Here is a 22,413-nt window from a genome sequence, read left to right on the forward strand (position 1 = left end):
TCGTTACCCTGCCGGGGTAGCATGGGGTCATGACGGAGTTGGAGAAGGGCCCCACGGGCCGCCGCCGCGGCCGGGGCGCCCGCGAGCGCATCCTCGGCGCGTCTCAGAAGCTGTTCCGCGAGCAGGGCATCAACCGCACCGGCATGGACCAGCTCTGCGCGGCGGCCGAGGTGTCCAAGCGCACGGCCTACCAGCACTTCGGCGGCAAGGACGAACTCGTCGCCGAATACCTGCGCCGGTTCGACCCCTCGGTTCTGTCCGCCGTGTTCGACCGCACCGACCTCACACCCCGTGAACGGCTCCTCGCCGTCTTCGATGTCCCTGCCACCACGCCCTTGTGCCCGTACATCAGCGCCGCCGTCGAACTCCACGACCCCGGCCACCCCGCATCCCAGTACGCGCGCGACTACAAGAAGGCCGTTGCCGCCCGGCTCGCCGACACCGCCCGCGAAGCCGGCGCCGCCGACCCCGAACAACTCGGCGAGCAGCTCGCGCTGCTCATCGACGGCGCCGCCGCCCGCACCCGGGTCCTCAACGCCGACACCTTCCCCACCGCCGCCGCCATCGCCGCCGTCCTCATCGACAACGCCATCCCCGCCGCGGCCGACGACGACCGGCGACGCGAGGAAGCGTCGAGCTGACGTGGCACTCCGCGGCCGGACTCGACGAGCTTCCGGTCGCGCGGCCCCCGCAGGTACGCGACATCGGCCACCCGGCATGGGCCGGTTCGTCGTCCCCCCGTCGTCGGCGGCGTCCGGGGCGCGCACGGGCCGCAGGCCGTCGGCCGGGTCGGGGGGCGGGCCGGGGGCGGGAAGGAACACCGGCCCAACGTGTCGATGCGGTGCCGCCCGAACGGGGCGAGGCGGGCGGCGTCCTTGTCGCGGCCGCCGAGGCCGTCCGCCCGCGGCCGGGCCGGTTCACCGCGGCGTTCGCGTACCGCGCGGTGACCAGCGCGAGTGCGGGGAGGACAAGGCGCCCAGGGCGCCGACCCGGTCCTCCCTCCTGTCCTGGTGGCGCCGGTGGAGCCGCCCGGACCGGCCGTGGAAGATCTCCGGGCGAGGGAGTGGCGGCCTTCACGGAGGTCCCCCTGGCTCATGGTCTGCCGCCGGTGGCCGGGCGCGACGGCCAGGCACAGGAGGTGCGGGGTCCTGGCGATCCGCCCGTAGCGGGCGACCGCGTCGCGGCGCGGGGTGGGGCGCCCGCCCCCCGGCATCAGGAGGATCACGCCGTACGCGCGGACGGCGCCGGTGTGGAGGGAGCCGGTGATCCGGAAGACGCCCTCTCAATGGCGCTCGATCCTGACGACGCGGACCGCGGCCGCGGGCGGCGTTCTCGAAGGCGCCGCGGTCGGTGGCGCGCTCGATACGCCGCGTCGGCTGATCCGGCAGGTCGGCGAGCCGCGGCGGGTACGCGAATCGCGCCGGGGTGAGCGGCCCGAAGACGACGCCGCTGTGGTGCGCGGCGTCCGGACGATCATCTCGGGGGCTTGCCGCCGTCACGTTCGTGGCGGCCCCGTCCCGGCGCCCGCCCGGGAGAACACCTCCAGCGGGGCCTCCGACAGGTCGACACGGGCAGCGCCGCCACCACCACGGCGAAGCGCACCGCCGCCTCCCCCCTGAACTCCCGTACGCCCGGCGCCTGGACGCGCCAGATTCCCCCCCCCATGACGGCCTTCGTGCTCGTCGCGGGCGCCCGGCTCGGCGCGTGGGCCTGGGACGACGTGGTGCCGCTCCTGCGCGCGGGCGGGCACGGCGTCCACGCGCTGACCCTGTCCGGTCTCGGCGCGCGCGAGGGCGCGGGGGCGGAGGCGCCCCCGGCCGGGCTGCGGGATCACGTGCGGGACGTCGTCGCCGAGGTGGAGCGGCGGGACCTGCGGGACCTCGTGTTGGTCGGACACAGCTACGCGGGCGTCCCCGTGGGCAGGCGGCCGCGCTGATCGGGGCGCGGTCGCGGCGGCTCGTCCTGGTCGACGCGAGTGTTCCGGCCGACGGGGTGTCGTTCGCCGATACGTGGCCGGACGGCGGTGCGGGCCGCGGGCGGTGCTGGACGCGCACGGCGGGTGGTGGCCGCCCGGCGGGCCCGAGCACTTCGCCGGGCATGGCCTCGGTCCGGAGCAGGTCGCCCGGATCGTGGCCGGTTCGGCGCCGCACCCCGGCCCTTCGCTGACCGAGCCCGCCGTCCTGGCCCGCCCGCTCGCCGGGCTCCCCGGCACCTCCCTCCTGTGCCGCCTCCCGGACGGCGCGTCCGCGCCCGAGGAGGACGTGACCACGCTGCTCGACGGCGGTCGCGGGAACGGGGAACTCGTCGGCAAGGACACCGGCCACTGGCCGATGTTCTCGCGGCCGCGGGAGCTGGCGCGGCTGCTCCTGGACGCCGCCGCGCGCTGACGGCTCACGCCTCGCCGGTCAGCACCCGCCCCACGAACTCCTCCAGGTTGGCCCTCATCCGCGCGACCTTCTCCTCCACCGTCAGCGACTCGCGCATCCGGCCCACGTCCGAGCCGAGGTCCTTCTTGCCGCGCACGTAGAGCGGGCACGCCAGGTCCTCGCACAGGTACGTGCCGACCGAGTTCCCCACCTTGCCCGCCTTGCCCGCGCGCGGCGCGACCATGAGGGCGACGCCGCCGGAGTGCGGCGTGAGGCAGATCGAGCACATGCCGCGCCGCGTCTGCCACGAGGCGGTCGACGGGCGGCGCAGCACGAGGGCGTACGTGCGGTCGTCGATGACGGTGACGAGGTAGGCGCGGTCCGGGGCCTGCGGGTCGCGCCAGCCGAAGTAGTCGAGGTCGTCCCAGGGGCGTTGCGCCAGGTCCCGGGGGACGTGGAGGCGCTTGGCCTCGCCCTTCGAGCAGTTCACGAAGGCGGCCCGGATCTCGGAGTCAGTCAGCGGCTTCATACACGCCAGGCTAAATTGCCTATACCCTGTAGGCAAATGGTTAACTGGAGCAGGAAGCGCCAGGGCGGGTGAAGGGACAGGGCAGCGCGATGGGACGAGTGGGACTGAGTACGGAACGGCTCGTACGGGCCGGGGCCGAGCTGGCCGATGAGGAGGGCTTCGCGCAGGTCACGCTCTCGGCGCTGGCCCGCCGCTTCGGCGTGAAGCCCGCGAGCCTGTACGCGCACGTGAAGAGCTCGGACGACCTCCGTACCGGCATCGCGCTCCTCGCGCTCGGCGAACTCGCCGACCGCGCCGCCGAGGCGCTCGCGGGCCGGGCGGGCAAGGACGCGCTGTTCGCCTTCGCCGAGACGTACCGCTCGTACGCGCGCGAGCATCCCGGCAGGTACGCGGCGACCCGGCACCCCCTCGACCACGAAACCGCCCTCGCGAGCGCGGGCCCCCGGCACGCCAGGATGTCCCGCGCGCTCCTGCGCGGCTACGCGCTCGACGAGCCCGAAGCCTCGCACGCCGTACGGCTGCTCGGCAGCGTCTTCCACGGCTTCGTCGACCTGGAGCTGAGCGGCAACTTCGCGCACAGCGAGCCCTCCGCCGAGGAGAGCTGGCACCGCACGCTCGACGCGCTCGACCACCTCCTCCGCACGTGGCCCCCGGCGCGCGCGACGCCCTGAGGGCCCGCCGGGCGCCCCGCCCCCGTACCGCCGCCGCCGCCCGTACCCGTACCGCCCCCTCCCGAGGAACCCCGGACTCCCATGCTCACCACCATTGCCCTCACCCCCGCCCTGATCCGCGGCGCGCTCGAACTGGAGCCGACCGCGCACGGCCTGCTCCCGCACCGGCTGCCCGCCGCCGCGCGCGCCAGGAACACGGACCCCCAGCTCGCGATGACCGAGAGCCAGCCCTCGGGCGTGCGGCTCGCGCTGCGGACCGCCGCGACCGTCGTCGAGCTGGACACCCTCCCGACCAAGCGCAGCTACCCGGGCGCGCCACCGCGCCCCGACGGCGTCTACGACCTGCTCGTGGACGGCGAGTTGGCCGGTCGCGGCACGGTGCCCGGCGGGCGGACGCTCGTCATGGACCTCGCGACGGGGCACGGCGAACCCCAGCCCGGCGCCACCCCGGGCACGCTCCGCTTCGACGGGCTGGACGCACGCGAGAAGGACGTCGAGATCTGGCTGCCGCACCAGGAGACGACCGAGCTGCTCGCGCTGCGCGCGGACGCCCCTGTGGCGCCCGTGCCCGCACGGGGGCGCAGGGTGTGGGTGCACCACGGGAGTTCGGTGAGCCACGGTTCGGACGCGGCGAGCCCCAGCACGACGTGGCCCGCGCGGGCCGCCGCGCTCGCGGGCGTGGACCTCGTCAACCTCGGTTTCGGCGGCGGCGCCCTGCTCGACCCGTTCACCGCCCGTGCGCTCAGGGACACCCCTGCCGACCTCCTCAGTCTCAAATTCGGCATCAATCTCGTCAACACGGACCTCATGCGGCTGCGCGCGCTGGGGCCCGCACTCCACGGCTTCCTCGACACGGTCCGCGAGGGCCACCCCGAGACGCCGCTCCTCGTGGTCTCGGCGCTCTACTGCCGCATCCACGAGGACACCCCGGGCCCGGCCGCCTTCGACACGAGTGCCCTGGCCGAGGGCCGCCTCGCCTTCCGCGCGAGCGGCGACCCCGCCGAGGTCCCTGCCGGGCGCCTGACCCTGCGGACCATCCGCGAGGAGATGGCCCGCGTGGTCGCGAGCCGCGCCGCGAGCGACCCTCACCTGCACTACCTGGACGGCACGGAGCTGTACGGGCTCGAGGACTACGCGGCCAGTCCCCTCCCCGACGAACTCCACCCCTCACCCGAGACCCACCTCCGCATCGCCGACCGCTTCGCCGCGACAGCCTTCGGCGAGGACGGAGCTTTCGCAGCGGTACGGGCCTGAGGCGGCACGGGCCCCGTACGGCGTACGCCCCGCCGCTCTCACGCCGCGTCCCCGTCGCGCTCCGGTCGCGTTCCCGCCGCACCGCCCGCCCCGGCCCCGCGAGCCCTGCGCCCGCCTCCGCCGCGCCGAGCCTGGGGGGTGGCCGGCGGAGCGGGAGGGCGGACGGTGGAGGAGAGCGGGCTCGGGGGCGGGACGGACGGTACGCGGTGCGGGGAGCAGGGGGACGGTAGTAACTCCCCGCACCCACATGACTACCGCCCGTACGTCGTGATGAACCCCACGCGTACGAGTGGTTTGAACGGTGCCCCGGCGGGCCATACGGCGCCCTTTTCGTGCGCCCGCGATAGCGGACCGATCCTGTCCGCTTCCGCTCCTACTGTCCGGGGTGTCGCGCGGCGCCGCTCACCACCGGCGCGGCGCGGCCGCTCGTACCCGTACCGTCTCAGGACCCCAAGGACCGTCATGGACTTCGTCTCGCTCCGCATCGTCACGACCGACGTGGCCCGCCTCGCCGCCTTCTACGAGAAGGCCACCGGCGTACGGCCCGTCTGGGCCACCGAGGACTTCGCCGAGGTCCCCACCCCGCACGGGACCCTCGCGCTCGCCCACGCCCGCACCCTCGCGCTCTTCGCCCCGGACGCCTGCCGCCCGGCGGCGAACGAGAGCGTGATCATCGAGTTCCGCGTCCCGGACGTGGACCGGCTCCGCACCACCCTGTCCGGCGCCGAGATCGTCGCCGAGCCCACCACGATGCCGTGGGGCAACCGCTCCTGCCTGACCCGCGACCCCGACGGCAACCTCGTCAACTTCTTCACGCCGGTCACGGACGCCGCGAAGGCGAAATACGGCCTCACCGCCACCGCCACCGCCTGACCCCGGGGGAGCCGGGGGGCGGGGCCCGAGGGCCGGGGCCACGGGGCCGGGCGCCGGAGGCCGGGCCGGGCGCCGGGCCCCGAGGGCCCTCGCACCCCGCCCCCGCGGAACCCCTCAGGCCCCCCGGCCCCGCCGCGGCTCCCTCGCCACCCGCTGGTGCGTCTCCCCTGTCATGTCCTCCAGCTCGCGGTTCTTCGTCTCCGGGACCTTCCCCAGGACGAAGAAGAAGCTGACGATCGCGAAGAAGGCGAAGGCCCCGTACAGCCACGACAGGCCCACGTTCCGGGTGAGCGGCTCGAACGAGAACGTCACGATGAAGTTGAAGATCCAGTTCGCCGCAGTCGAGAGCGCCAGCGCCATCGCGCGCATCCGGTTCGGGAACATCTCGCCGAGCATGACCCACATGACAGGGCCCCACGACAGCGCGAAGAAGACGACGAACGCGTTGGCGCCGATCAGCGCGAGCGGCCCGTAGGGGTCGGGGAGGCTGACGTCCTTGCCGGAGCCCTGCTGCTGCGAGAAGGCGATCGACGTCAGGAGCAGCGCGCAGAACATGCCGATCGACCCGATCATGAGCAGCCTGCGGCGGCCGACCTTGTCGACGAAGAACATCGACACGACCGTCATGACGACGTTGATCCCGGCCGTGATGACCGAGGTCGTGAACGAGCTGGACTCCGAGAAACCGACCGACTTCCACAGCGTCGTCGAGTAGTAGAAGATCGCGTTGATACCGACGAGTTGCTGGAACGCGGCGAGCGCGATGCCGACCCAGACGAGCGACTGGAGCCCGAAGCGCGGGCCGCGCACGTCCTTGAAGGTCGCCTTCGGCTCCTTGCGGAGCGTGTCGCGGATCTCCTGGACCTTCGTCCGCCCGTTCGCCGCGCCCGAGACGCGTTCCAGGACGCCCGCCGCCTCCTTGTCCTTGCCCTTGAGCACGAGGTAGCGGGGCGATTCGGGGATGGTCAGCGCGAGAATCCCGTACACCGCGGCCGGGATCACGCCGACGAGGAACATCCACCGCCACGCCTGGAGCCCGAACCACAGGTCCTGCGAGGAGCCGCCCGCGGCGCCCGCGAGTCCCTTGTTCGAGCTGAGCACGACGAGCTGACCGATCGTGATCGCGAGCTGCTGGAGCGAGCCGAGAATGCCGCGCTCGGCGGCGGGCGCGACCTCCGCGATGTACGCGGGCGCGATCACGGAGGCGATCCCGATGCCGAGCCCGCCGATCACTCGCCACACCAACAGGTCCGGTACGGAGAACGCGAGACCGGAACCGACCGAGCTGATGATGAACATGACCGAGCCGAGCAGCATGACGCGCCGCCGCCCCCAGCTGTCCGCGAGCCGCCCCGCGTACCAGGCACCCACCGCACAGCCGAGCAGCGCGATCGAGACGACAAAACCGCTCAGGAAGTCGCCGAGATGGAAGTGGTCACCGAGCGCGTCGACCGCGCCGTTGATGACCGAGGAGTCGAAGCCGAAAAGGAAGCCGCCGACCGCGGCCGCGATCGAGACACCGAGCGCCTTCCCCTTGTGACCACCGGCCGCCGTTGCCGGTTCGGGGCTCGTCGCCATCCGCACGCACCTTCCACTCGGACCCCGGGATGTCGGCCGGGCACCCGCCGCTGCCGCGGCGGCGCACGGACGTCCCCTTCCGAGGAGTACATCCACTTCTGATCACTTCCGCCTGTACGGGTGCGCCGAATGGCGGAGTTCATGCCTGCGACCGTGACGGACACGGGTCGCGGAGAATCCACGGACACCCATAAGTAAGAGGTGCTAGCGTGCCGGGGTCATTACCGCGAGGGGTGAGGAGGCGTCATGACGAGCACGAGCACGAGCCGGAGCACGAGCCCGGGCACCGGCACCGGCACCGGCACCGGCACAGGCCCGGGCACCAGCACCAGCACCAGCACCAGCACCGACCGGCTCACCGGGCACGCGTACGTGCGGGAGTGGGTCCACGGCTGGGTCGTCTCGCGCGCCGCCGCGCCGCCCGAGCGGCGTCCCTGGGGCTGGTGGGTCACGGTCGGCCTGGAGCGGCACGTCGGCCGCCACGTGTTCGGCGGGATCGGCGAGGAGGTCCGCGAGGAGGACGTACGGGCCGTGACGGCAGCTCCGCAGGGCCTCGGCACGCAGATCAAGCTCGTCGCCGACCCGGCGCGCGTCGTGCCCTGGTTCGCGCCGGGCTGGGAGTGCTTCGCCGGGGACGACTGGTTCATGGTCAGGGACCTCGACGCGCGGGACACCGCGCCCGGCTCCCCGCCGCCCGGCTACCGCCTCGCCCTGTGGACCCGTGCGGGCGTCACGCGCGTCGTCGTCACCACGGCGGGGGGCGACTTCGCCGCGCACGGCCAGGTCGGCGTGTGCGGCCCCTCGGCCGCGGTCGACCAGATCGAGACCGTCGTGGCGCACCAGCGGCGGGGCCTCGGCTCCTACGTCATGCGCCACCTGCACGCGGCCGCACGCGCGGCGGGCGCCGAGCGCGCGGTCCTCGCCTGCACCCCCGAGGGCCGCGCCCTCTACACCGCGGTCGGCTGGCGCGACGTCTCGCCGTTCACCCACGCGCGGTACGTGGGTACGGGGAGCTGACGCCGCCCCGCCCCCACCGGCCCGCCGGGCCCGTACCCGCGCTCCTCACCCCGCGTCCGCCACGTCCCCCACGCCCATCACCTCCCGCAGCACCGCCGCCACGTCCGCCCACCCCGTGACCGTCCGCCGCTCGCGCCGCCCGTCCGCGTACGTCGTCGTCAGCTCGGCCCGCTCCGTCGTGCCGTTGACGGGCGGCTCGCCGAGGAGGGCGTGGTGGGCGTCGGGCGTGGTGCGGTTGGCGACGAGGCGGCGCGTGAAGGGGGAGCGGGGGTGGGTCGCGACGTACCAGTTGGCGACCTCGCGGTCGACGGGCGGCGTGGGCGTCGTCGACAGGACGTACTGCGTCTCCCAGCCGTCCGGCGTCAGGGCGGCGAGGCTCCAGCGGTCCTCGTGGCGGCCGACGCGGTGGCGGCGGCCGTGCGCCGCGCGCTCGGCGCCCTCGCGCAGCGGCAGGGGTTCGGGCAGGGCGCCGAGCGCGCCGAAACCGGCGTCGGCGAGGTGGGTGCCCTCCTCCGTGTCGACGGCGAGCGCGAGGTGGGTCGCCGGCCTGCTCGCCCAGCCCTCGTCCCCGACGCCGAGCACGACGCGCCCCGCGAGCGGGCGCACGGTGAAGCCGAGCGCGGTGAGCGCGGCGGAGAGCAGCCCGTTCAGCTCGAAGCAGTAGCCGCCGCGCCGCCGCCGGAGGAGCTTGTCCTCCAGCGCGGGCAGGTCGAGCGCGGGCACGATCCCGCGCACGGGGTCGAGGTTCTCGAAGGGGACGGCCAGGAGCTGGGCCCGCTGCACCGTGCGGAGGGTCGCGAGCGTGGGCGGCGGCGCGGACGGCGTGGCGCCGATGCCGACGCGGTCGAGGTAGCCGGGGAGGTCGAATGCGGTCCCACTGGACTGGCTGCTGTGCATACGGGCGACATTACGGGCGCGCCGCCACGGCCCCGCGCCCCCGGACCACGGTCCCGCGCCCCCGGACCGCGCCCCCGGGGCCCCGTACGCGCGCCCCCGCGCCTCCCCCGTACGGCCGATAGGCTCGCCCTCATGACGGACACCGCCCCCACCAGCACCGCCCCCACCAGCACGGCCCCCGTCGGCACGGCCCCCGTCGGCGAGGCGCCCTCCCCCGCCGCGTACCTCCGCGCCTTCCACTCGGCCTTCGGCCTGCCCGTGCGCGAGACGCCTGGCCGGGCGGACGCGCGGACTGCGGCGCTGCGGCGGACGCTGCTCGCCGAGGAGTTCGCCGAGGCGGACGAGGCCGCGGGCGAGGTGGCCGGGGACGCGGGGGCGCTCGCGCACTTCGCGCAGGAACTCGCGGACCTCGTCTACGTCACGTACGGCACCGCCCTGACCCACGGCATCGACCTCGACGCCGTGCTCGCCGAGGTGCACCGCGCGAACATGTCGAAGCTGGGGCCCGACGGCGCTCCGGTGCGCCGCGCGGACGGCAAGGTCATGAAGGGCCCGCACTACCGCGCCCCCGACATCGCGGCGGTGCTGCGGGCCCGGGGCTGGGAGCCGGGCGAGGCGGGGCAGTGACACCCGCCGCACCCGGCCGCACGGCGCCCGGGCCCACGGCACCCGGCCCCGCCGCACCCGGCCGCACGGCACCCGCCCCCGCAGCGACCGGTCTCCCGTCCCTCGGCTACTCCACGAAGTACGTGGGGTTGGGCAGCTTGTAGCCCTTGTCCGCGTAGCCGCCCGTGAGGTCGGACTGCTGGTCGCCGAAGTTGCCGACGATGTGGTAGCCGCGGGACTCGATGTACTTGCGCGTACCGGCCTTGTACTGGACGGTCGTGCAGGTCCAACTCGTGGCCGTGGCACAGTTCTTGAGGTAGGACGGCGGGTTGGTCTTGTTCTTCAGGAAGAGGTGCTTCGCGTCGAGCGGCACGTCGTAGCCGGTCTTCGTCAGGTTCTTCTCGGCGCCCGCGCGCTGCGGCTCGCTGAGCCCGGTCAGGAAGAACACCTCGACGCCCTGCTGGTGCGCGTAGGTGACGAGGCCGGGCATCCCGAAGACGGCGGGACGGTTGGCCTCGTCGACGTAGGCGTTCCAGGTGGCGTCGTTGTAGACGTAGTTGGTGCGGCGCTCGTAGTCGAAGCTGAGGAGCGCGGTGTCATCGATGTCGAGGACGATGGCGGGCTTGCCGCCCTTGTGGTGGCCGTGCCCGTACCGCTGGGCCGCCTTCTTGATGTCGGCCTTGGCCCCCTTCTCGACGCGCGCGAGGTCCTTGGCGTAGTCGCTGTCCGCCGAGGCGGTCCAGGTGCCGTCGGCCTGCTGCTCGGCACCGTAGTAGGCGTCGATCTGCTGCGTCAGGAGGCCGATGTTCTGCGGCTCGTGACCGGCGTGCGGTGCGTTGCCCTGCGCACCGGCGGCGCCGACCCCGTAGACGAGGCTGCCGGCGAGGGCACAGGCGGCGGTGAGGCCGGCCGCTTTGAGGGACTTCCGCATGGGGGGCGCCTTTCGCGAGAGCGATGCTTTCGGCCGCTTGTCTACGCGCATTGCGCCCCGCGCCACAAGCACTTCCCCGAATCGATACCTGACGTATACACACAGCCGCCACCTGCGAACCTGCCCGCGGGGAGTCCCCCGGGGAACCCCGCATGGAATCCCACGGGGAACCCCGCAGGGAACCCCGCAGGGAACCCCGCAGGGCTACGAGCCCTTGCCGCTCCGCGCGGTGACCCCCAGCGCCGTGAACGTCGCCACGTCCTCGCCGGTTCCGGGGCGTACGACCCACAGGTACACGAAGTCCCGGTCGCCGCTGATCGCCACCTGCGGGCCCCAGCCGAGGAGGACTTCGTCCTTGCCGTCGCCGTCGAGGTCGCGGGCGGCGAGGGGGCGGGCGGCGCGCGCGTCCTTGGGGGTCTTCTCGCCGTTGTAGGCGGCGGGGCCGGTGCGGGGGGTGAGGGCGTGCGGCCGGTCCGTCGCGGGGTCGGCCAGGGCGGGACCCTCGCGGGTGTCGAGGAGGAGGGCGTCCTTGCCGTCTCCGTCGGGGTCGGCGGCGAGGAAGGTGCGGAGGGTTGCTGTCAGGTTGGTGCCATTCTTTGGCAGTTGATGAGTGGTTTTGGGCCCCCTGCCCGGGTAGATCGCGTACGAGCCTTCCGTCCCGGGGGCTTCCGTCTCGTAGCCGGGCTCGTCGTTGCGGCTGCCGTCGTCGCCGATAGCGAGGTCCCAGACATGATCACCGTCGAAGTCGCCGAAGGTGTACGCGTTCCCCTTGCGGGTCCGTTCGCCGCCGCCCGCGAAGAGCGCCTTGCCGGGGCCGCCCCGGTAGAGCGTCCCCGCGGTCTGCTCGCCGTCGTCCTGGTCGTGGACGAAGAGGGGCGTCGGGGTGTGCGCGCCCGCAGGGTCGAGCGGGGCGACCGCGATGCCGCCCACGCTGTCGTCGAGCGTGGTCGTCTCCGTACGGGCGAAGCCGCCGTCGCGCGTGAAGGGCCCGTAGAGGACGCCGACCACCCCGTGCAGCAGGCTCGCGTCCTCCCCGTACACGGCGAGATCGGGGTGCCCGTCCCCGTCGAAGTCCCCGCGCCGCACCTCGTCCACGCTGAGCTTCGCATCGGTCCGCAGCGGTTCGGCCTTCCCGTGCGGCCCTTCCGGCCCGCCCCAGGTGACGAAGGGGACGCCGCGCCGATCCGCGAAGTCGTCGGTGGAGAGGCCCGCTTCGGTCCCCTCCTTGAGCGCGTCGGTGGAGACGAGATCCGGGAAGCCGTCCCCGTCGAGGTCCGCGGTGACGAGCGCGGCGGGCACGGAGTCCGGCGGCTCGTTCCGCCCGCCCCCGGCCCGCAGTCCGAGCGCCTCGCGGCCCCATGCGGTGCGGATCGCGGGGTCGGGCCCGTGCGCGCCCCCGTAGAGCGTGGCGAAGCGCAGCGGCGTGAAGGCGTTGGGCCGCGGCCGCTCGGCGGGGAGCACGAGGGAGAGATCGGTGCGGCCGTCCCCGTTGAGGTCGTCGGGGTCCTTGGAGCCCTTGCCGGGCGAGGGCGCGCGGGAGGCGGTGGGGGCGGACGGGAGCGCGGTGGCCGGGGGCGCGGCACCCGTGCCGCGCGCGTCGGGCGTCCCCTCGCCCGCCCCTCCCGTACCGCACCCCGCGAGGAGCAGCGCTCCGATGACCACCCCCGCCACCCCGGCACCCCCGGGCACTCGTGTACGCATATTCACTCCACTCAGCGCCTGACACCTGTCCGAGCATTCTGCCGCCCCCCCCACCCCACCGGCACCCGGCCGACGGCGGTCACCCCTCGCGCACCGGGACCCGGTGGACCGGGGTGCGGTGGGCCACGGCCCTACCCCGAAAAGAAACGGCAGGAAAGGACTCCCACCCGCCCACCCTCCTCGTGAGCGGGCGCGTGAGCGCTCGCGGCGGGCGGCTGAGCAGGGCGGCGACGCCCTGCGGCACCCCCCGAGGGTCAACCACCCCACACCTCTCACTCGTCCGAGTGAGGCGCTTGCACGCTCCGTACACAGCCCGCTACGTTCACCGCAACGAGCACCTCAACACTTCGGCCCCCGACCGGGACTGGCATCCCGGCCGAGGGCCTGACCGATCAGGAAGACAAGACCTTCCCGATGGCTGACACCAGGAAGACAAGACCTTCCCGATGACTGACACGCAGTCTAACGCGCCCTCGCGCGCGAACCATGACGTTTCCGGCACTTCCTACGGCCCGCCCGGCACCCCGGCGGCGCCCTCCGGAGTGATCCACGTCCGCACCCGGCTGACCGCCAACTTCACGGTCCTGGCCAACGCCCTGTTGCAACGCAAGGGCAGCGCGGTCACGTTGGGGGTCGCCGTCTACATCCTCTCGCTCCCCGAGGGCGCCCGCGCCTCGATCACCGCCCTGTGCGCGCACTTCACGGAGGGCGAGATCCTGATCTCGCGCGCGCTGGCGGAACTGGAGGCGGAGGGCTACCTGGAACGCCGCCGGGTCCGACTCCCCACCGGCCGCTTCCGGACCTGCACCTACGTGCACGACGTCCCCCGCGGCACGACAGAGCCACGCGGCCGACGGCCCCGCGCGAAGGAGGCGGCGCCCCGAGCCCGTACGGACGGGGCGGGCCGAGCCCGCGCGGAAGGGCATGGGCACGCCCGTACGGAAACGCCGGGCCGAGCCCGTACGGAGACGCCGAGGCGAGCCCGTACGGAGACGCCGGGCCGGGCTCGTACGGAGACGCCGAGGCGAGCCCGTACGGAAACGCCCGGCCGAGCCCGTACGGAAACGCCGAGGCGAGCCCGTGCGGAAGGACCGCCTCGCCCCCGTACCGAAACCCGGCGGCACCCTGAACCGCACCCTCCCCCTGCGGCCGCCGACCGCCCCCCGGCCGCGCCGGGAACGGACCGCGCCCCCGTCCCTCTCTCCGAGATCCCCCCGGCCGCCCTCGCGGTCCTCATCTCCCTCCGCCGCCTGGACCCGCGCCTGGTCCTCTCCGAGCGGGAAGCGGCCGCGCTGGCCCCGGGCATCGGCCGCTGGCTGGCGACGGGAATCGACGCGGTACGTCTCGCCGACACCCTGACGGCCAACCTCCCCGACCACTTCCTCGGCCGCCCGGCAGCCCTCCTCGCCCACCGCCTCAAGGACACCCCGCTCCCGGCCCCCCGCCGCCGCGCCCCCGATCCCCACAGCCCCCGCCCCGTCATCCACCCCTTCCAGACCTGCGACACCTGCGACCGCGTCTTCCGCGCCCCCGCCCCGGGCCACTGCCGCGACTGCCGTGAAGCCCGGCCGCCGGCCGCCACGGCATGACAGGCACGCGAGGTGCGAAATCGCCGAGGGGCAGGCCGCCGGCCGTACGAGACCCGGACAGGGAGGAGGCGGGGCATTCCCGACAGATGCGGCCCCCTCGGCAACCAGCCCACGCGGTACGGCGGGACCGCCTGGAGCGCACGTGGCCCTGCCGCTCGGCGGCGACTGCGGACACGGGGCGGGACGGCACGGGGCGGGGCGGCACGGGACGGGGCGCCGCGTCTCCCTCTCGCGGTGCCCCGCCCCGTACCCGCACTGGTGTACCCGTACCCCACGTGCTCCGTGGGGCGTCCCGGGACTCAGCCCGTGTAGGCCGCCAGTGCCTTCGTGAACTCCCAGTCCGTCTGCGGGACTCCGGAGCACGTGTCGGCGCCGCCGCCCGTGCAGGGGCGGTCGCGGTTGACCGACCAGAAGGTGAGGCGCGCGAGGTGGTGCTGCTGGGCGTAGGCGGTCATGGTGCGGAAGTCCGCGACCGTGATCGTCTCGCCGACGTCCGTCGTGCCGTTCATGGAGGAGATGCCCATGAGCCGGTACGCCTGGTCGTCGCTGTACCCGTAGGCGGATTTCAGCGAGTTCTTCAGGCCCTCGGACGCCTGCGTGGTCAGCGCGCCCATGTTCTGGCCGTTGCCGCCGAAGTTGAACGGCATGATCGTCCAGGCGTCGACCGTGAGCCCGGACTGCGCGGCCCTGTTGATGAGGCTCGTGTCGGGCCCGTTCTGGCCCGTCCCCATCGTGACGAAGACCTTCAGGCCCGGGTTGTTGGCCTTGACGGTCTTGAGCGCGTCGACCGTGCGCTGCTGGACGGTCGCGCTGTCGTACGCCTCCGCCTCGATGTCGATGTCGATCGCCTTCAGGCCGTACGCGCTGATGACCTTCTGGTACGCCCCCGCGAGTGCGCTCGCACTCGTGCAGGACTGTTCGAGCTTGTTGCCGCTCCATCCGCCGAAGGGCGGTACGACGTCACCGCCGTTCGCGCGGACCGTCGAGATCGTCTGCTGGTCGACCCCGCCGGTGAGCGGACGGCCGCCGTCCCACTGCGGGTCGCACGTGCCGTTGGAGAGGACGAACGCGAGCGTGAACCACTTCACGCCGGTCGCGTTCGTGACCGTCGTCGGGCTCGGCGGGTTGCCCCAGCCGTTGTAGAGGTACGGAGCCACGGCGGCCGGCGCTTCCCCGACAGGCGGAGTGGTCCCCCCTCCGGCCGAGGGCGCGTTCCACTTCTGGTTGGACGTGCCCGTGCAGGTCCACAGCTGGACGCGCGCCCCGTTCGCCGTGCTCTTGTCGGTGACGTCGGCGCACTTGTCCGCCTGCGGGTTGACGAGGTCCTTCGCCGCGGTGACGGTCCACTGCTGGGCGCCGGAGCCGTTGCAGTCCCACAGCTGGAGCTTCGCCCCGTTCGCCGTCGAACCGCTCGCGACGTCGAGACACTTGCCGAGCGCGCGGATCGTGCCGTCCGCGCCGACGTTCCACTGCTGCGCGGTGGTCCCGTTGCAGTCGTACATCTGCACGGCCGTCCCGTTCGCGCTGCTCGCCGCCGCGACGTCGAGGCACTTGCCGCCGAGCCCGGTGATCGTGCCGGTGTCGGCGGCCGCGTGCGGGGCCTGGACGACGCCGAGCGCGAGGAGCGGGGCGATGAGGACGGGGAGGAGGCGGGCGCGGCGCGAGGTGAGGGCGCCGCGCAGGGAGGTCGGGGTCATGAGACGGTCCACTTCTGGTTGGCGGTGCCCGAGCAGGTCCACAGCTGGGCGCGGGTTCCGTTGGCCGAGGAGTTGTCGGTGGCGTCCACGCACTTGTCCGCCTGGGGATTGACGATGTCGTTCGCGCCGGTGACGACCCACTGCTGGGCGCCGGAGCCGTTGCAGTCCCACAGCTGGAGCTTCGCCCCGTTCGCCGTCGAACCGCTCGGCACGTCAAGGCACTTGCCGAGGACGCGGAGGGTGCCGTCGCCGCCGACCGTCCACGCCTGCGCACTCGTGCCGTTGCAGTCGTAGAGCTGGACCGCCGTCCCGTTCGCGCTGCTCGCCGCGGCGGCGTCGAGGCACTTGCCGCCGATGCCCCTGATCGTCTTCGTGCCGGTGGGCGGCGGAGTCGTGCCGCCGCCGTCGCTCACGTGCACGTAGTCGACGACGAGCTGCTGCGGGAACTGCGTGCCGCCGTCCGGGTCCCCGGGCCAGTAGCCGCCGACCGCGAGGTTGAGGATGAGGAAGAACGGCTTGTTGAAGGCCCATTGCCGTCCGCCGAGGTCGGCGGGGGTACGGGTCTGGTAGACGTTCCCGTCCACGGACCACGTGATCGCGTCCGGGCTCCAGTCGATCGCGAAGGTGTGGAAACCGTCCGCGAAAGCGGCGCCGCCGGGCAGCGAGTACCCCGCGCCGATCCCGTCGGCGCCGGAGTAGCCGGGCCCGTGGATCGTGCCGTGCACCGTGTTCGGCTCGAAGCCCACGTTCTCCATGATGTCGATCTCGCCCGAGTTGGGCCACCCGACCGAGCCGATGTCGTTGCCGAGCATCCAGAACGCGGGCCACATGCCCTGCCCGCGCGGCAGCTTCATCCGGGCCTCGACGTGACCGTACTGGGACGTGAAACGGCCCGAGGTGTTGAGCCGGGCGGAGGTGTACTCGCACCGCCCGTACCAGCAGTTGTAGTTCCCCGGGTTCTCCTTCTTCGCGGTGATGACGAGGTGGCCCTGGCCGTCGAGCGCCGCGTTGTTGGTGCCCGATGTGTAGTACTGGCGCTCGTGGTTGTTGACGTTGTCGCCGGTCTCCAGGAGCCACTTCGAGCCGTCGACCCCGGCTCCGGCCGGTCCGTCGAAGTCGTCCGTGAAGGTCGCCGCCGCGGCGGCGGGGGCGGGGGCTTCGGCGGAGGCGGGTACGGGGGCGGGCGCGGCGGCCTGCGCGGCGGCGGGCGTCAGGGCGGCGAAGCCGAGACACGCGGCGGCGGCGAGGAGCGCGAGGGGGCGGGGGCGCCGGGAGAGGGATCTGCGGCGCCGGGCGGGGGTGCGGGAAACACGCATGGGGCATCACATCGCTTCCGTGGGGGCGGTGGGGGTGGGGGTCGCGCGATGGTGCAGGTGGTGCGGGTGGTGCGGGTGGTGCGGGTCGTGCGGGGTGGAGCAGGTGGCGCGGGTGGAACGGGTGACGCGGGTGGAACAGGTGGCGCGGGTCGTGCGGATCGTGCCGGTTGTCGTGGACGGAGCGGGTGGGGCAGGCGTTGCGGCACGGTGTGCCCGTACCGGGTCCGAAATGTGTCGCGTTCATGTCAGTGAACACAACATGAACTCGCCCTGCGGAGAAAGGGCTTGCTCCCTTCACCTGTTGACGCTGTTGATTTAAGAAGCGCCCCGGGAGTCCGTCAATACATTCGTCTGGACCAATTCCCGGCACCCACCCCTCCGGTTCCCGTCCGGCTGGGGAGGGAGGAACTTGTACGACCGCCGCGCGCACCCGCCGCGCGCACCCGCCGCGCCCACCCGCCGCGCGCACCCGCCGCGCTCACCCGCCGGGTGAGTCCGTCCTCCTCGCGCGTGACCGGCGGCCCGGACGGCGGCGGATCGGCCGCGTACGCACACGCCCCGCGTCACGCCGCGTTCACCTCGCCGGAGGTCTCGGAACGATCACGGGCGGAAACTGTGGTGTGCATGCCGAAAGGGCGGGCACCCGGAGCGGCGGAGGTTGATAATCATGGTTCCCCTGCTGCTCGTTCTTCTGCTCGCGCTGATCCTCTTCGGCGCCGGTTTCGCGGTCAAGATCCTCTGGTGGATCGCGATCGCCGTGCTCGTCGTCTGGCTGCTCGGCTTCCTGTTCCGGTCCGCGGGGACCGGTGGAAAGCGGGGCCGGTGGTACCGATGGTGAGCTGAACACCGCACACCTCGCGATGACTTGGGGGCGGCGCACGGCCTGCACGCCGTGCGCCGCCCCTTCCGCGCGCCCGGGGCGCGGGGGCCGTACGGGGCGGCCGCCGATGGAGGTCGCACACGGTTCCGGTGCGGGCGATCACCCCGTACGCACCACTCACCCAGCCTGCCACGCCCGCCCGCAGCCGGGGCTCACCAGTCGTGGACGGTTCCGTCCTGCAAACGGTTGACCGGCAGGTACGCCGGGTCGTACGGGTGGGCCGCGGCCAGCTCCTCATCCAGCTCGACGCCCAGCCCCGGGGCCTCGCCCGGGTGGAGACAGCCGTCCGTGAAGGTGTACGCGTGGCGGAAGACGCGGTGGGTCGTCTCCGTGTAGCCGCTGTACTCCTGGATGCCGAAGTTGTGGATGGCCAGGTCGAGATGGATGCCCGCCGCCATGCCGACCGGGGAGATGTCCTCGGGCCCGTGGACGGCCGACTTGATCTGGTACTGGCCCGCGAGGTCGAAGAGGCGGCGCAGCGGGGTCACGCCCCCGAAGTGCGTCACGGCCGAACGGACGTAGTCGATCAGCTGGTGGGTGAGGAGGTACTGGTAGTCGTGCAGGGAGTTGAAGACCTCGCCGATGGCGAGCGGCGTCGTCGTGTGCTGCCGTACGAGCGTGAGTGCCTCCTGGTTCTCGGCCGGGGTGCAGTCCTCCAGCCAGAACATCCGGTACGGCTCCAGGTCCTTCCCCAGCCGCGCCGCCTGGAGGGGCGTGAGCCGGTGGTGGGCGTCGTGCAGGAGCGGCAGTTCGGGGCCGAACTCGGCCCGTACGGCCTCGACGACGCTCGGCAGGTGGCGCAGGTACGCGGCGGTGTCCCAGTCCTCGACGAGGGGGCGCGGGTGCCCGTCGGGGCCCGTACCCGCCTCCGCGCCGCCGACCCCGTACACCGCCTTGAGCCCGGGCACGCCGGTCTGCACCCGGATCGCTGGGTAGCCGAGCGCGAGCTTCTCCCGTACGGAGTCGAGGAGTTCGGGGATGTCGCGGCCGCTCGCGTGCCCGTAGGTCATGACCTTCTCGCGGCTCGCGCCGCCGAGCAGCTGGTAGAGCGGCAGTCCGGCGGCCTTGCCCTTGATGTCCCACAGCGCCATGTCGACGGCGGCGATCGCTGCCATCGTGACGGGCCCGCGCCGCCAGTAGGCGCCCCGGTAGAGGTACTGCCAGGTGTCCTCGATGCGGTGCGGGTCGCGGCCGACGAGGAGCGGGGCGACGTGGTCGCGCAGGTACGAGACCACCGCCAGCTCACGGCCGTTGAGCGTCGCGTCGCCGAGTCCCGTCAGGCCCTCGTCGGTGGTGATCCTCAGGGTGACGAAGTTGCGGCCCGGTGAGGTGACGACGACCTCGGCGGAGACGATCTTCATGGGTGCTTCTCTTTCTGGCTGGGGGCGGGCGTGCGTACGGCGGGCGGCTCAGCCCTTGGTGGCGCCGGAGGTCAGCCCCGCGACGAGGTACTTCTGGCCGAGTATCGCGGCGAGCAGCACGGGCACGGTGATGAGGGTCGCCGCCGCCATGAGCCCGCCCCAGTCGGTGCTGGCGTAGGAGATGAAGTTGTAGAGGGTCACCGGCACGGTCTGCGTGTTCTCGTCCGCGAAGACCAGCGAGAACATGAAGTTGTTCCAGCTGAAGACGAACGCGAGCAGGCACGCCGTCGCGGTGCCGGGGGCCGCGAGCGGGAGGCTGATGCGCCAGAAGGCGCCGAAGGCCGAGAGCCCGTCCGTACGCGCCGCTTCCTCCAGTTCGACGGGCAGCCCGGCGAAGAAGCCGGTCATGATCCACAGGATGAGCGGCACGGCGGCGAACATGTGGCTCAGGACGAGCACGGTGTAGCTGCCGACGAGCCCGGCCCGCGCGAAGAGGTAGTACCAGGGGACGAGGAGCGAGACGGCGGGCACGATGCGCGCGACGAGCACGAGCGAGCCCGTACGCCGCATGCCGAAGCGGCCCACGGCCCACGCGGCGGGGACGGCGAGGAGCGCGGAGAGCAGCGTGGACACGACCCCGACGAGGACCGAGTTCCCCATCGAGCGCAGCAGGGTCCCCGCTTCGACGACGCTGCGGAAGTTCTCCAGCGTCGGCTTGAACCACAGGCCCACCGAAGGGTCGGTGACCTGCACGTTCGTCTTGAAGGCCGCGGCGAACATCCACACCATCGGCAGCAGGAAGACGAGCATGACGACGACGATGGCGACGGCTTTGAGCACCTTGGCGGTGCGGGCACGGCGCAGGCGGCGGGCGAGGACGGGGTCCGTCGGCGGGGCGGAGGCGGGTGCCGTGGGGGGTGTGGGGGCCGTAGGGGGCGTGGGGGCCGCGAGGGGGGCGCTCATACGGCGGACTCCTTCCCTGAGCGGCGCAGCAGCACGACGACGCCGATGATGAAGAGCGTGAACAGGACGAGGACGGCGGCGGCGAGCCCGTACTCCTGGTAGTCGAAGGTCAGCCCGTAGGCGTAGACGTTGAGGGTCTCGGCCTCGAAGTCGGAGCCGCCGCCGGGGCCCTTCGTCGCGTACAGCAGGTCGAAGGTCTTCAGCGCGTCCACCGCGCGCAGGACGAGTGCGGTACCGAGGGTGGGCAGGAGCATCGGCAGGATGACGAGCCGGAAGCGCTGCGGGCCCGTCGCGCCGTCCACAAGCGCGGCCTCCTCGGGCTCCTCGGGCAGCGTGCTGAGCCCGGCGAGCAGGAGCAGCGTCATCATCGGGGTCCACTGCCACACGTCGATGAGCATGAGCGTCGGCAGCGACTGACCGACGGAACCGAGGAACTCCTGCCGGGGAATGCCGACTTGGGTGAGCAGGTGGTTCGCGATGCCGTTGGTCGGGTCGAGGATGAGCAGCCACAGGATGCCGATCGCGACGGGGGTCGTGAGCAGCGGGATCAACAGGACGGTACGGACCCAGCGTTGCCCGCGGAACGGCTTGCGCAGAAGCATCGCGACCGCGAGCCCGAAGACGGTCTCCAGGACGACGGCGCCGACGGTGAAGACGGCGGTACGCCCGGCGGCCGGCCAGAAGCGGCGGGTGTCCCCGAGCGCGTCCACGAAGTTCTGCCAACCCACGTGTTTGCTGGGCGCGTTGACCGCGCCAAAGGCGTCGGTGAAGCTCAGGTTGAGCGTGTAGAGCAAGGGAAAAATGATCATCGCGGCGACGAAGACGAGCGCCGGGGCGAGCATCATCCACCGCAGTCGCCGGTTGCTCTGCTCGAACGTCCGTTGTTTGCGCGGCCGTTCGGCCTTCGTACGGGCCGGGGCCAGGACGTCGGCGGCCATCACGCCTCCTTGTGGCGGTTGTCGCGGACGAGGAAGTCGGCGAACTCGGCGTCGGCGTCCCGTACGACGGGATCGACGGGACGGCCGAGTATCCCGGCGACGAGGGGGCGGCCCACGATGTCGCGGGCGCGGCCGACCTGGAGCACGCGGGGCCGGTCGTAGCCGATCCCGCGCTCGGCGTTGACGCGCATGGCCTCGGCGAGGTCGTCGGGGAAGGCGGCGAGGGTACGGGGGTCCTGCCACGCGGACGTACGGGCCCCGGGTATCCCCGCCTTCTGCACCTCGGCGACCATCTCCTTGCTCGCCGCCCAGAGGATGAACTCCCAGGCGTCGTCCTGGAGTCGGGAGAAGGCGTTGATGCCCAGACTCCACGAGGGGATGTTGTGCGGACGCGCCCCGGCGGGCCCGGCGGGGAAGGGCGCGAAGCCGACCTTGTCGCGGACGGTGGAGACCTTCGGGTCGAGGAAGCTGCTGTAGATCGCGTCGGCGTCGATGTAGAAGGCGGCCTTGCCCTGCGCGAAGATCGGCATGGCCTGCTCCAGGCTCATGTTGGTCGCGCCGGGCGGCCCCGCGTCGTGGAGGAGCTTCCCGTAGAAGCGGTACGCGGCGAGCGCCTGGGGCGAACCGATCGCGGAGCGGCCGCCCTTGAGGAAGTCCCCGCCGTGCGAGTACAGGAAACTCGACCACTGCGAGACGGCCCCGTTGCGCTGCCCGCGCCCGACGTAGCCGAAGAAGTTCCCGCCCTTGCGGGTGAGTTCGCGGGCGGTGGCGTAGAGGTCGTCGAGGGTGGCCGGGGGCCGCCCGCCGACGAGATCCTTGCGGTAGTAGAGCGCGGGCCGCTCGGTGACGACGGGGACGCTGAGGATCTTCCCGTCGGTGAGCGAGACGTCGCGGGCGGACTGCTGGAAGTCCCCCCACGCGAACCCGGCGTCCTCCCGGACCCGGCCACTGAGATCGACGAGCCACCGGTTGTGCCCGAAGACGAGCTGCTCCTGAAGAGCCCGGACCATCATGACGTCGACGTCGGTCCCGGAGGCATTGAGCTTGACGTTGTAACTGGACGCGAGCTGATCGGCGGTGAGCATCTGCATGCTGACCTTCCGCCCGATCCGCTCCTCGAACTCGGGCAACTTCTTCTTGATGGCCTGCGACCACACATGGTTGATGGCCATGATCCGAAGCGGAGTGCCCTTGGACGGAGCACCGGAGGGAGCACCGCAAGCGGCGAGAGCGGGCACGGCGAGGG

Annotated in this window: 19 protein-coding genes and 2 pseudogenes; 9 read left to right on the forward strand and 12 right to left on the reverse strand. The window is 72.9% G+C overall.

Annotated features, from left to right (window positions below; genetic code table 11):
• The first annotated feature begins 29 nt into the window (after positions 1 to 29).
• Positions 30 to 641: a TetR/AcrR family transcriptional regulator gene (locus ACQYWQ_RS13240; protein ID WP_431034703.1), complete on the forward strand. Its 612-nt coding sequence runs from the start codon at positions 30 to 32 to the stop codon at positions 639 to 641.
• Positions 642 to 1,048: 407 nt separating this feature from the next.
• Here ACQYWQ_RS13240 and ACQYWQ_RS13245 read toward each other — a convergent pair.
• A pseudogene (locus tag ACQYWQ_RS13245) lies at positions 1,049 to 1,267 on the reverse strand (Tn3 family transposase); the annotation flags it as partial.
• 396 nt (positions 1,268 to 1,663) lie between these two features.
• On the opposite strand from ACQYWQ_RS13245, the pseudogene ACQYWQ_RS13250 reads away from it, so the two are divergent.
• Positions 1,664 to 2,387: pseudogene (locus ACQYWQ_RS13250) on the forward strand (alpha/beta fold hydrolase).
• 4 nt (positions 2,388 to 2,391) lie between these two features.
• Here ACQYWQ_RS13250 and ACQYWQ_RS13255 read toward each other — a convergent pair.
• Positions 2,392 to 2,895: an FBP domain-containing protein gene (locus tag ACQYWQ_RS13255; protein WP_431034705.1), complete on the reverse strand. Its 504-nt coding sequence runs from the start codon at positions 2,893 to 2,895 to the stop codon at positions 2,392 to 2,394.
• Between the two features lie 89 nt (positions 2,896 to 2,984).
• On the opposite strand from ACQYWQ_RS13255, the gene ACQYWQ_RS13260 reads away from it, so the two are divergent.
• The 3 genes from ACQYWQ_RS13260 (at position 2,985) to ACQYWQ_RS13270 (ending at position 5,693) form a co-directional block, all read left to right on the forward strand.
• The gene (locus ACQYWQ_RS13260) at positions 2,985 to 3,566 is read left to right on the forward strand and encodes a TetR/AcrR family transcriptional regulator (RefSeq protein ID WP_431034707.1); all 582 of its coding nucleotides are present in this window, start codon (positions 2,985 to 2,987) and stop codon (positions 3,564 to 3,566) included.
• 81 nt (positions 3,567 to 3,647) lie between these two features.
• A complete protein-coding gene (locus tag ACQYWQ_RS13265) occupies positions 3,648 to 4,820 on the forward strand; it encodes a GDSL-type esterase/lipase family protein (RefSeq protein WP_431034710.1) in 1,173 nt (390 codons plus the stop codon).
• 462 nt (positions 4,821 to 5,282) lie between these two features.
• The gene (locus tag ACQYWQ_RS13270; RefSeq protein ID WP_431034712.1) at positions 5,283 to 5,693 is read left to right on the forward strand and encodes a VOC family protein; all 411 of its coding nucleotides are present in this window, start codon (positions 5,283 to 5,285) and stop codon (positions 5,691 to 5,693) included.
• A 114-nt stretch (positions 5,694 to 5,807) separates the two neighbouring features.
• Here ACQYWQ_RS13270 and ACQYWQ_RS13275 read toward each other — a convergent pair whose 3' ends face one another.
• On the reverse strand, positions 5,808 to 7,271 hold the full coding sequence (locus ACQYWQ_RS13275) for a sugar porter family MFS transporter (protein WP_431034714.1): 1,464 nt from the start codon (positions 7,269 to 7,271) through the stop codon (positions 5,808 to 5,810).
• A 246-nt stretch (positions 7,272 to 7,517) separates the two neighbouring features.
• Between ACQYWQ_RS13275 and ACQYWQ_RS13280 the strand changes: the two genes are divergently transcribed.
• Positions 7,518 to 8,288: a GNAT family N-acetyltransferase gene (locus ACQYWQ_RS13280; RefSeq protein WP_431034716.1), complete on the forward strand. Its 771-nt coding sequence runs from the start codon at positions 7,518 to 7,520 to the stop codon at positions 8,286 to 8,288.
• Between the two features lie 45 nt (positions 8,289 to 8,333).
• Here the strand turns inward: ACQYWQ_RS13280 and ACQYWQ_RS13285 are convergent, their stop codons facing one another.
• Complete coding sequence (locus ACQYWQ_RS13285) at positions 8,334 to 9,185, reverse strand: arylamine N-acetyltransferase family protein (protein ID WP_431034718.1); 852 nt, start codon at positions 9,183 to 9,185, stop codon at positions 8,334 to 8,336.
• A gap of 132 nt (positions 9,186 to 9,317) precedes the next feature.
• Between ACQYWQ_RS13285 and ACQYWQ_RS13290 the strand changes: the two genes are divergently transcribed.
• Positions 9,318 to 9,812 carry a hypothetical protein gene (locus tag ACQYWQ_RS13290; RefSeq protein ID WP_431034720.1) on the forward strand — a complete coding sequence of 165 codons (495 nt, stop codon included), beginning with the start codon at positions 9,318 to 9,320 and terminating at the stop codon, positions 9,810 to 9,812.
• A 106-nt stretch (positions 9,813 to 9,918) separates the two neighbouring features.
• On the opposite strand, the gene ACQYWQ_RS13295 is transcribed toward ACQYWQ_RS13290, so the two are convergent.
• Complete coding sequence (locus ACQYWQ_RS13295; RefSeq protein WP_431034721.1) at positions 9,919 to 10,722, reverse strand: HAD family acid phosphatase; 804 nt, start codon at positions 10,720 to 10,722, stop codon at positions 9,919 to 9,921.
• Positions 10,723 to 10,926: 204 nt separating this feature from the next.
• Entirely contained in the window at positions 10,927 to 12,423 is a 1,497-nt protein-coding gene (locus tag ACQYWQ_RS13300; protein ID WP_431034723.1) for a hypothetical protein, read from the reverse strand.
• Between the two features lie 446 nt (positions 12,424 to 12,869).
• Here ACQYWQ_RS13300 and ACQYWQ_RS13305 point away from each other — a divergent pair, with 446 nt between their 5' ends.
• A complete protein-coding gene (locus ACQYWQ_RS13305; RefSeq protein WP_431034725.1) occupies positions 12,870 to 14,012 on the forward strand; it encodes a translation initiation factor IF-2 in 1,143 nt (380 codons plus the stop codon).
• Between the two features lie 299 nt (positions 14,013 to 14,311).
• On the opposite strand, the gene ACQYWQ_RS13310 is transcribed toward ACQYWQ_RS13305, so the two are convergent.
• Complete coding sequence (locus ACQYWQ_RS13310) at positions 14,312 to 15,709, reverse strand: ricin-type beta-trefoil lectin domain protein (RefSeq protein WP_431034727.1); 1,398 nt, start codon at positions 15,707 to 15,709, stop codon at positions 14,312 to 14,314.
• Positions 15,706 to 17,025 carry a ricin-type beta-trefoil lectin domain protein gene (locus ACQYWQ_RS13315; protein ID WP_431034729.1) on the reverse strand — a complete coding sequence of 440 codons (1,320 nt, stop codon included), beginning with the start codon at positions 17,023 to 17,025 and terminating at the stop codon, positions 15,706 to 15,708. Before ACQYWQ_RS13315 ends, ACQYWQ_RS13310 begins: the two co-directional genes overlap by 4 nt.
• Before the next feature lie 667 nt (positions 17,026 to 17,692).
• Here ACQYWQ_RS13315 and ACQYWQ_RS13320 point away from each other — a divergent pair.
• Positions 17,693 to 17,863, forward strand: a complete 171-nt coding sequence (locus ACQYWQ_RS13320; protein WP_203607395.1) for a hydrophobic protein — start codon at positions 17,693 to 17,695, stop codon at positions 17,861 to 17,863.
• A 194-nt stretch (positions 17,864 to 18,057) separates the two neighbouring features.
• Here ACQYWQ_RS13320 and manD read toward each other — a convergent pair whose 3' ends face one another.
• From manD to ACQYWQ_RS13340, 4 genes are read right to left on the reverse strand one after another with little or no spacing between them, the layout of a single operon-like run.
• Entirely contained in the window at positions 18,058 to 19,266 is a 1,209-nt protein-coding gene (gene manD / locus ACQYWQ_RS13325) for a D-mannonate dehydratase ManD (RefSeq protein WP_431034732.1), read from the reverse strand.
• Positions 19,267 to 19,314: 48 nt separating this feature from the next.
• The gene (locus tag ACQYWQ_RS13330; RefSeq protein WP_431034734.1) at positions 19,315 to 20,229 is read right to left on the reverse strand and encodes a carbohydrate ABC transporter permease; all 915 of its coding nucleotides are present in this window, start codon (positions 20,227 to 20,229) and stop codon (positions 19,315 to 19,317) included.
• Complete coding sequence (locus tag ACQYWQ_RS13335; protein WP_431034736.1) at positions 20,226 to 21,167, reverse strand: carbohydrate ABC transporter permease; 942 nt, start codon at positions 21,165 to 21,167, stop codon at positions 20,226 to 20,228. The genes ACQYWQ_RS13330 and ACQYWQ_RS13335 overlap by 4 nt, the downstream gene beginning before the upstream one ends.
• Positions 21,167 to 22,339, reverse strand: coding sequence for an ABC transporter substrate-binding protein (locus tag ACQYWQ_RS13340; protein ID WP_431034738.1), 1,173 nt, complete (start codon positions 22,337 to 22,339; stop codon positions 21,167 to 21,169). Before ACQYWQ_RS13340 ends, ACQYWQ_RS13335 begins: the two co-directional genes overlap by 1 nt.
• Between the last annotated feature and the right edge of the window lie 74 nt (positions 22,340 to 22,413).

Source organism: Streptomyces sp. P6-2-1 (genome assembly GCF_050613165.1).
Classification (GTDB): Bacteria; Actinomycetota; Actinomycetes; order Streptomycetales; family Streptomycetaceae; genus Streptomyces.

Bases quoted from the DNA above. Each gene is read 5' to 3' on its own strand.
- ACQYWQ_RS13305 (WP_431034725.1), top strand. From the start codon at position 12,870: ATGACTGACACGCAGTCTAACGCGCCCTCGCGCGCGAACCATGACGTT.
- ACQYWQ_RS13240 (WP_431034703.1), top strand. From the start codon at position 30: ATGACGGAGTTGGAGAAGGGCCCCACGGGCCGCCGCCGCGGCCGGGGC.
- ACQYWQ_RS13330 (WP_431034734.1), bottom strand. From the start codon at position 20,229: ATGAGCGCCCCCCTCGCGGCCCCCACGCCCCCTACGGCCCCCACACCC.
- ACQYWQ_RS13290 (WP_431034720.1), top strand. From the start codon at position 9,318: ATGACGGACACCGCCCCCACCAGCACCGCCCCCACCAGCACGGCCCCC.
- ACQYWQ_RS13335 (WP_431034736.1), bottom strand. From the start codon at position 21,167: ATGGCCGCCGACGTCCTGGCCCCGGCCCGTACGAAGGCCGAACGGCCG.
- ACQYWQ_RS13270 (WP_431034712.1), top strand. From the start codon at position 5,283: ATGGACTTCGTCTCGCTCCGCATCGTCACGACCGACGTGGCCCGCCTC.
- manD (WP_431034732.1), bottom strand. From the start codon at position 19,266: ATGAAGATCGTCTCCGCCGAGGTCGTCGTCACCTCACCGGGCCGCAAC.
- ACQYWQ_RS13300 (WP_431034723.1), bottom strand. From the start codon at position 12,423: ATGCGTACACGAGTGCCCGGGGGTGCCGGGGTGGCGGGGGTGGTCATC.
- ACQYWQ_RS13265 (WP_431034710.1), top strand. From the start codon at position 3,648: ATGCTCACCACCATTGCCCTCACCCCCGCCCTGATCCGCGGCGCGCTC.
- ACQYWQ_RS13340 (WP_431034738.1), bottom strand. From the start codon at position 22,339: ATGGCCATCAACCATGTGTGGTCGCAGGCCATCAAGAAGAAGTTGCCC.
- ACQYWQ_RS13255 (WP_431034705.1), bottom strand. From the start codon at position 2,895: ATGAAGCCGCTGACTGACTCCGAGATCCGGGCCGCCTTCGTGAACTGC.
- ACQYWQ_RS13310 (WP_431034727.1), bottom strand. From the start codon at position 15,709: ATGACCCCGACCTCCCTGCGCGGCGCCCTCACCTCGCGCCGCGCCCGC.
- ACQYWQ_RS13295 (WP_431034721.1), bottom strand. From the start codon at position 10,722: ATGCGGAAGTCCCTCAAAGCGGCCGGCCTCACCGCCGCCTGTGCCCTC.
- ACQYWQ_RS13260 (WP_431034707.1), top strand. From the start codon at position 2,985: ATGGGACGAGTGGGACTGAGTACGGAACGGCTCGTACGGGCCGGGGCC.
- ACQYWQ_RS13285 (WP_431034718.1), bottom strand. From the start codon at position 9,185: ATGCACAGCAGCCAGTCCAGTGGGACCGCATTCGACCTCCCCGGCTAC.
- ACQYWQ_RS13275 (WP_431034714.1), bottom strand. From the start codon at position 7,271: ATGGCGACGAGCCCCGAACCGGCAACGGCGGCCGGTGGTCACAAGGGG.
- ACQYWQ_RS13280 (WP_431034716.1), top strand. From the start codon at position 7,518: ATGACGAGCACGAGCACGAGCCGGAGCACGAGCCCGGGCACCGGCACC.
- ACQYWQ_RS13320 (WP_203607395.1), top strand. From the start codon at position 17,693: ATGGTTCCCCTGCTGCTCGTTCTTCTGCTCGCGCTGATCCTCTTCGGC.
- ACQYWQ_RS13315 (WP_431034729.1), bottom strand. From the start codon at position 17,025: ATGCGTGTTTCCCGCACCCCCGCCCGGCGCCGCAGATCCCTCTCCCGG.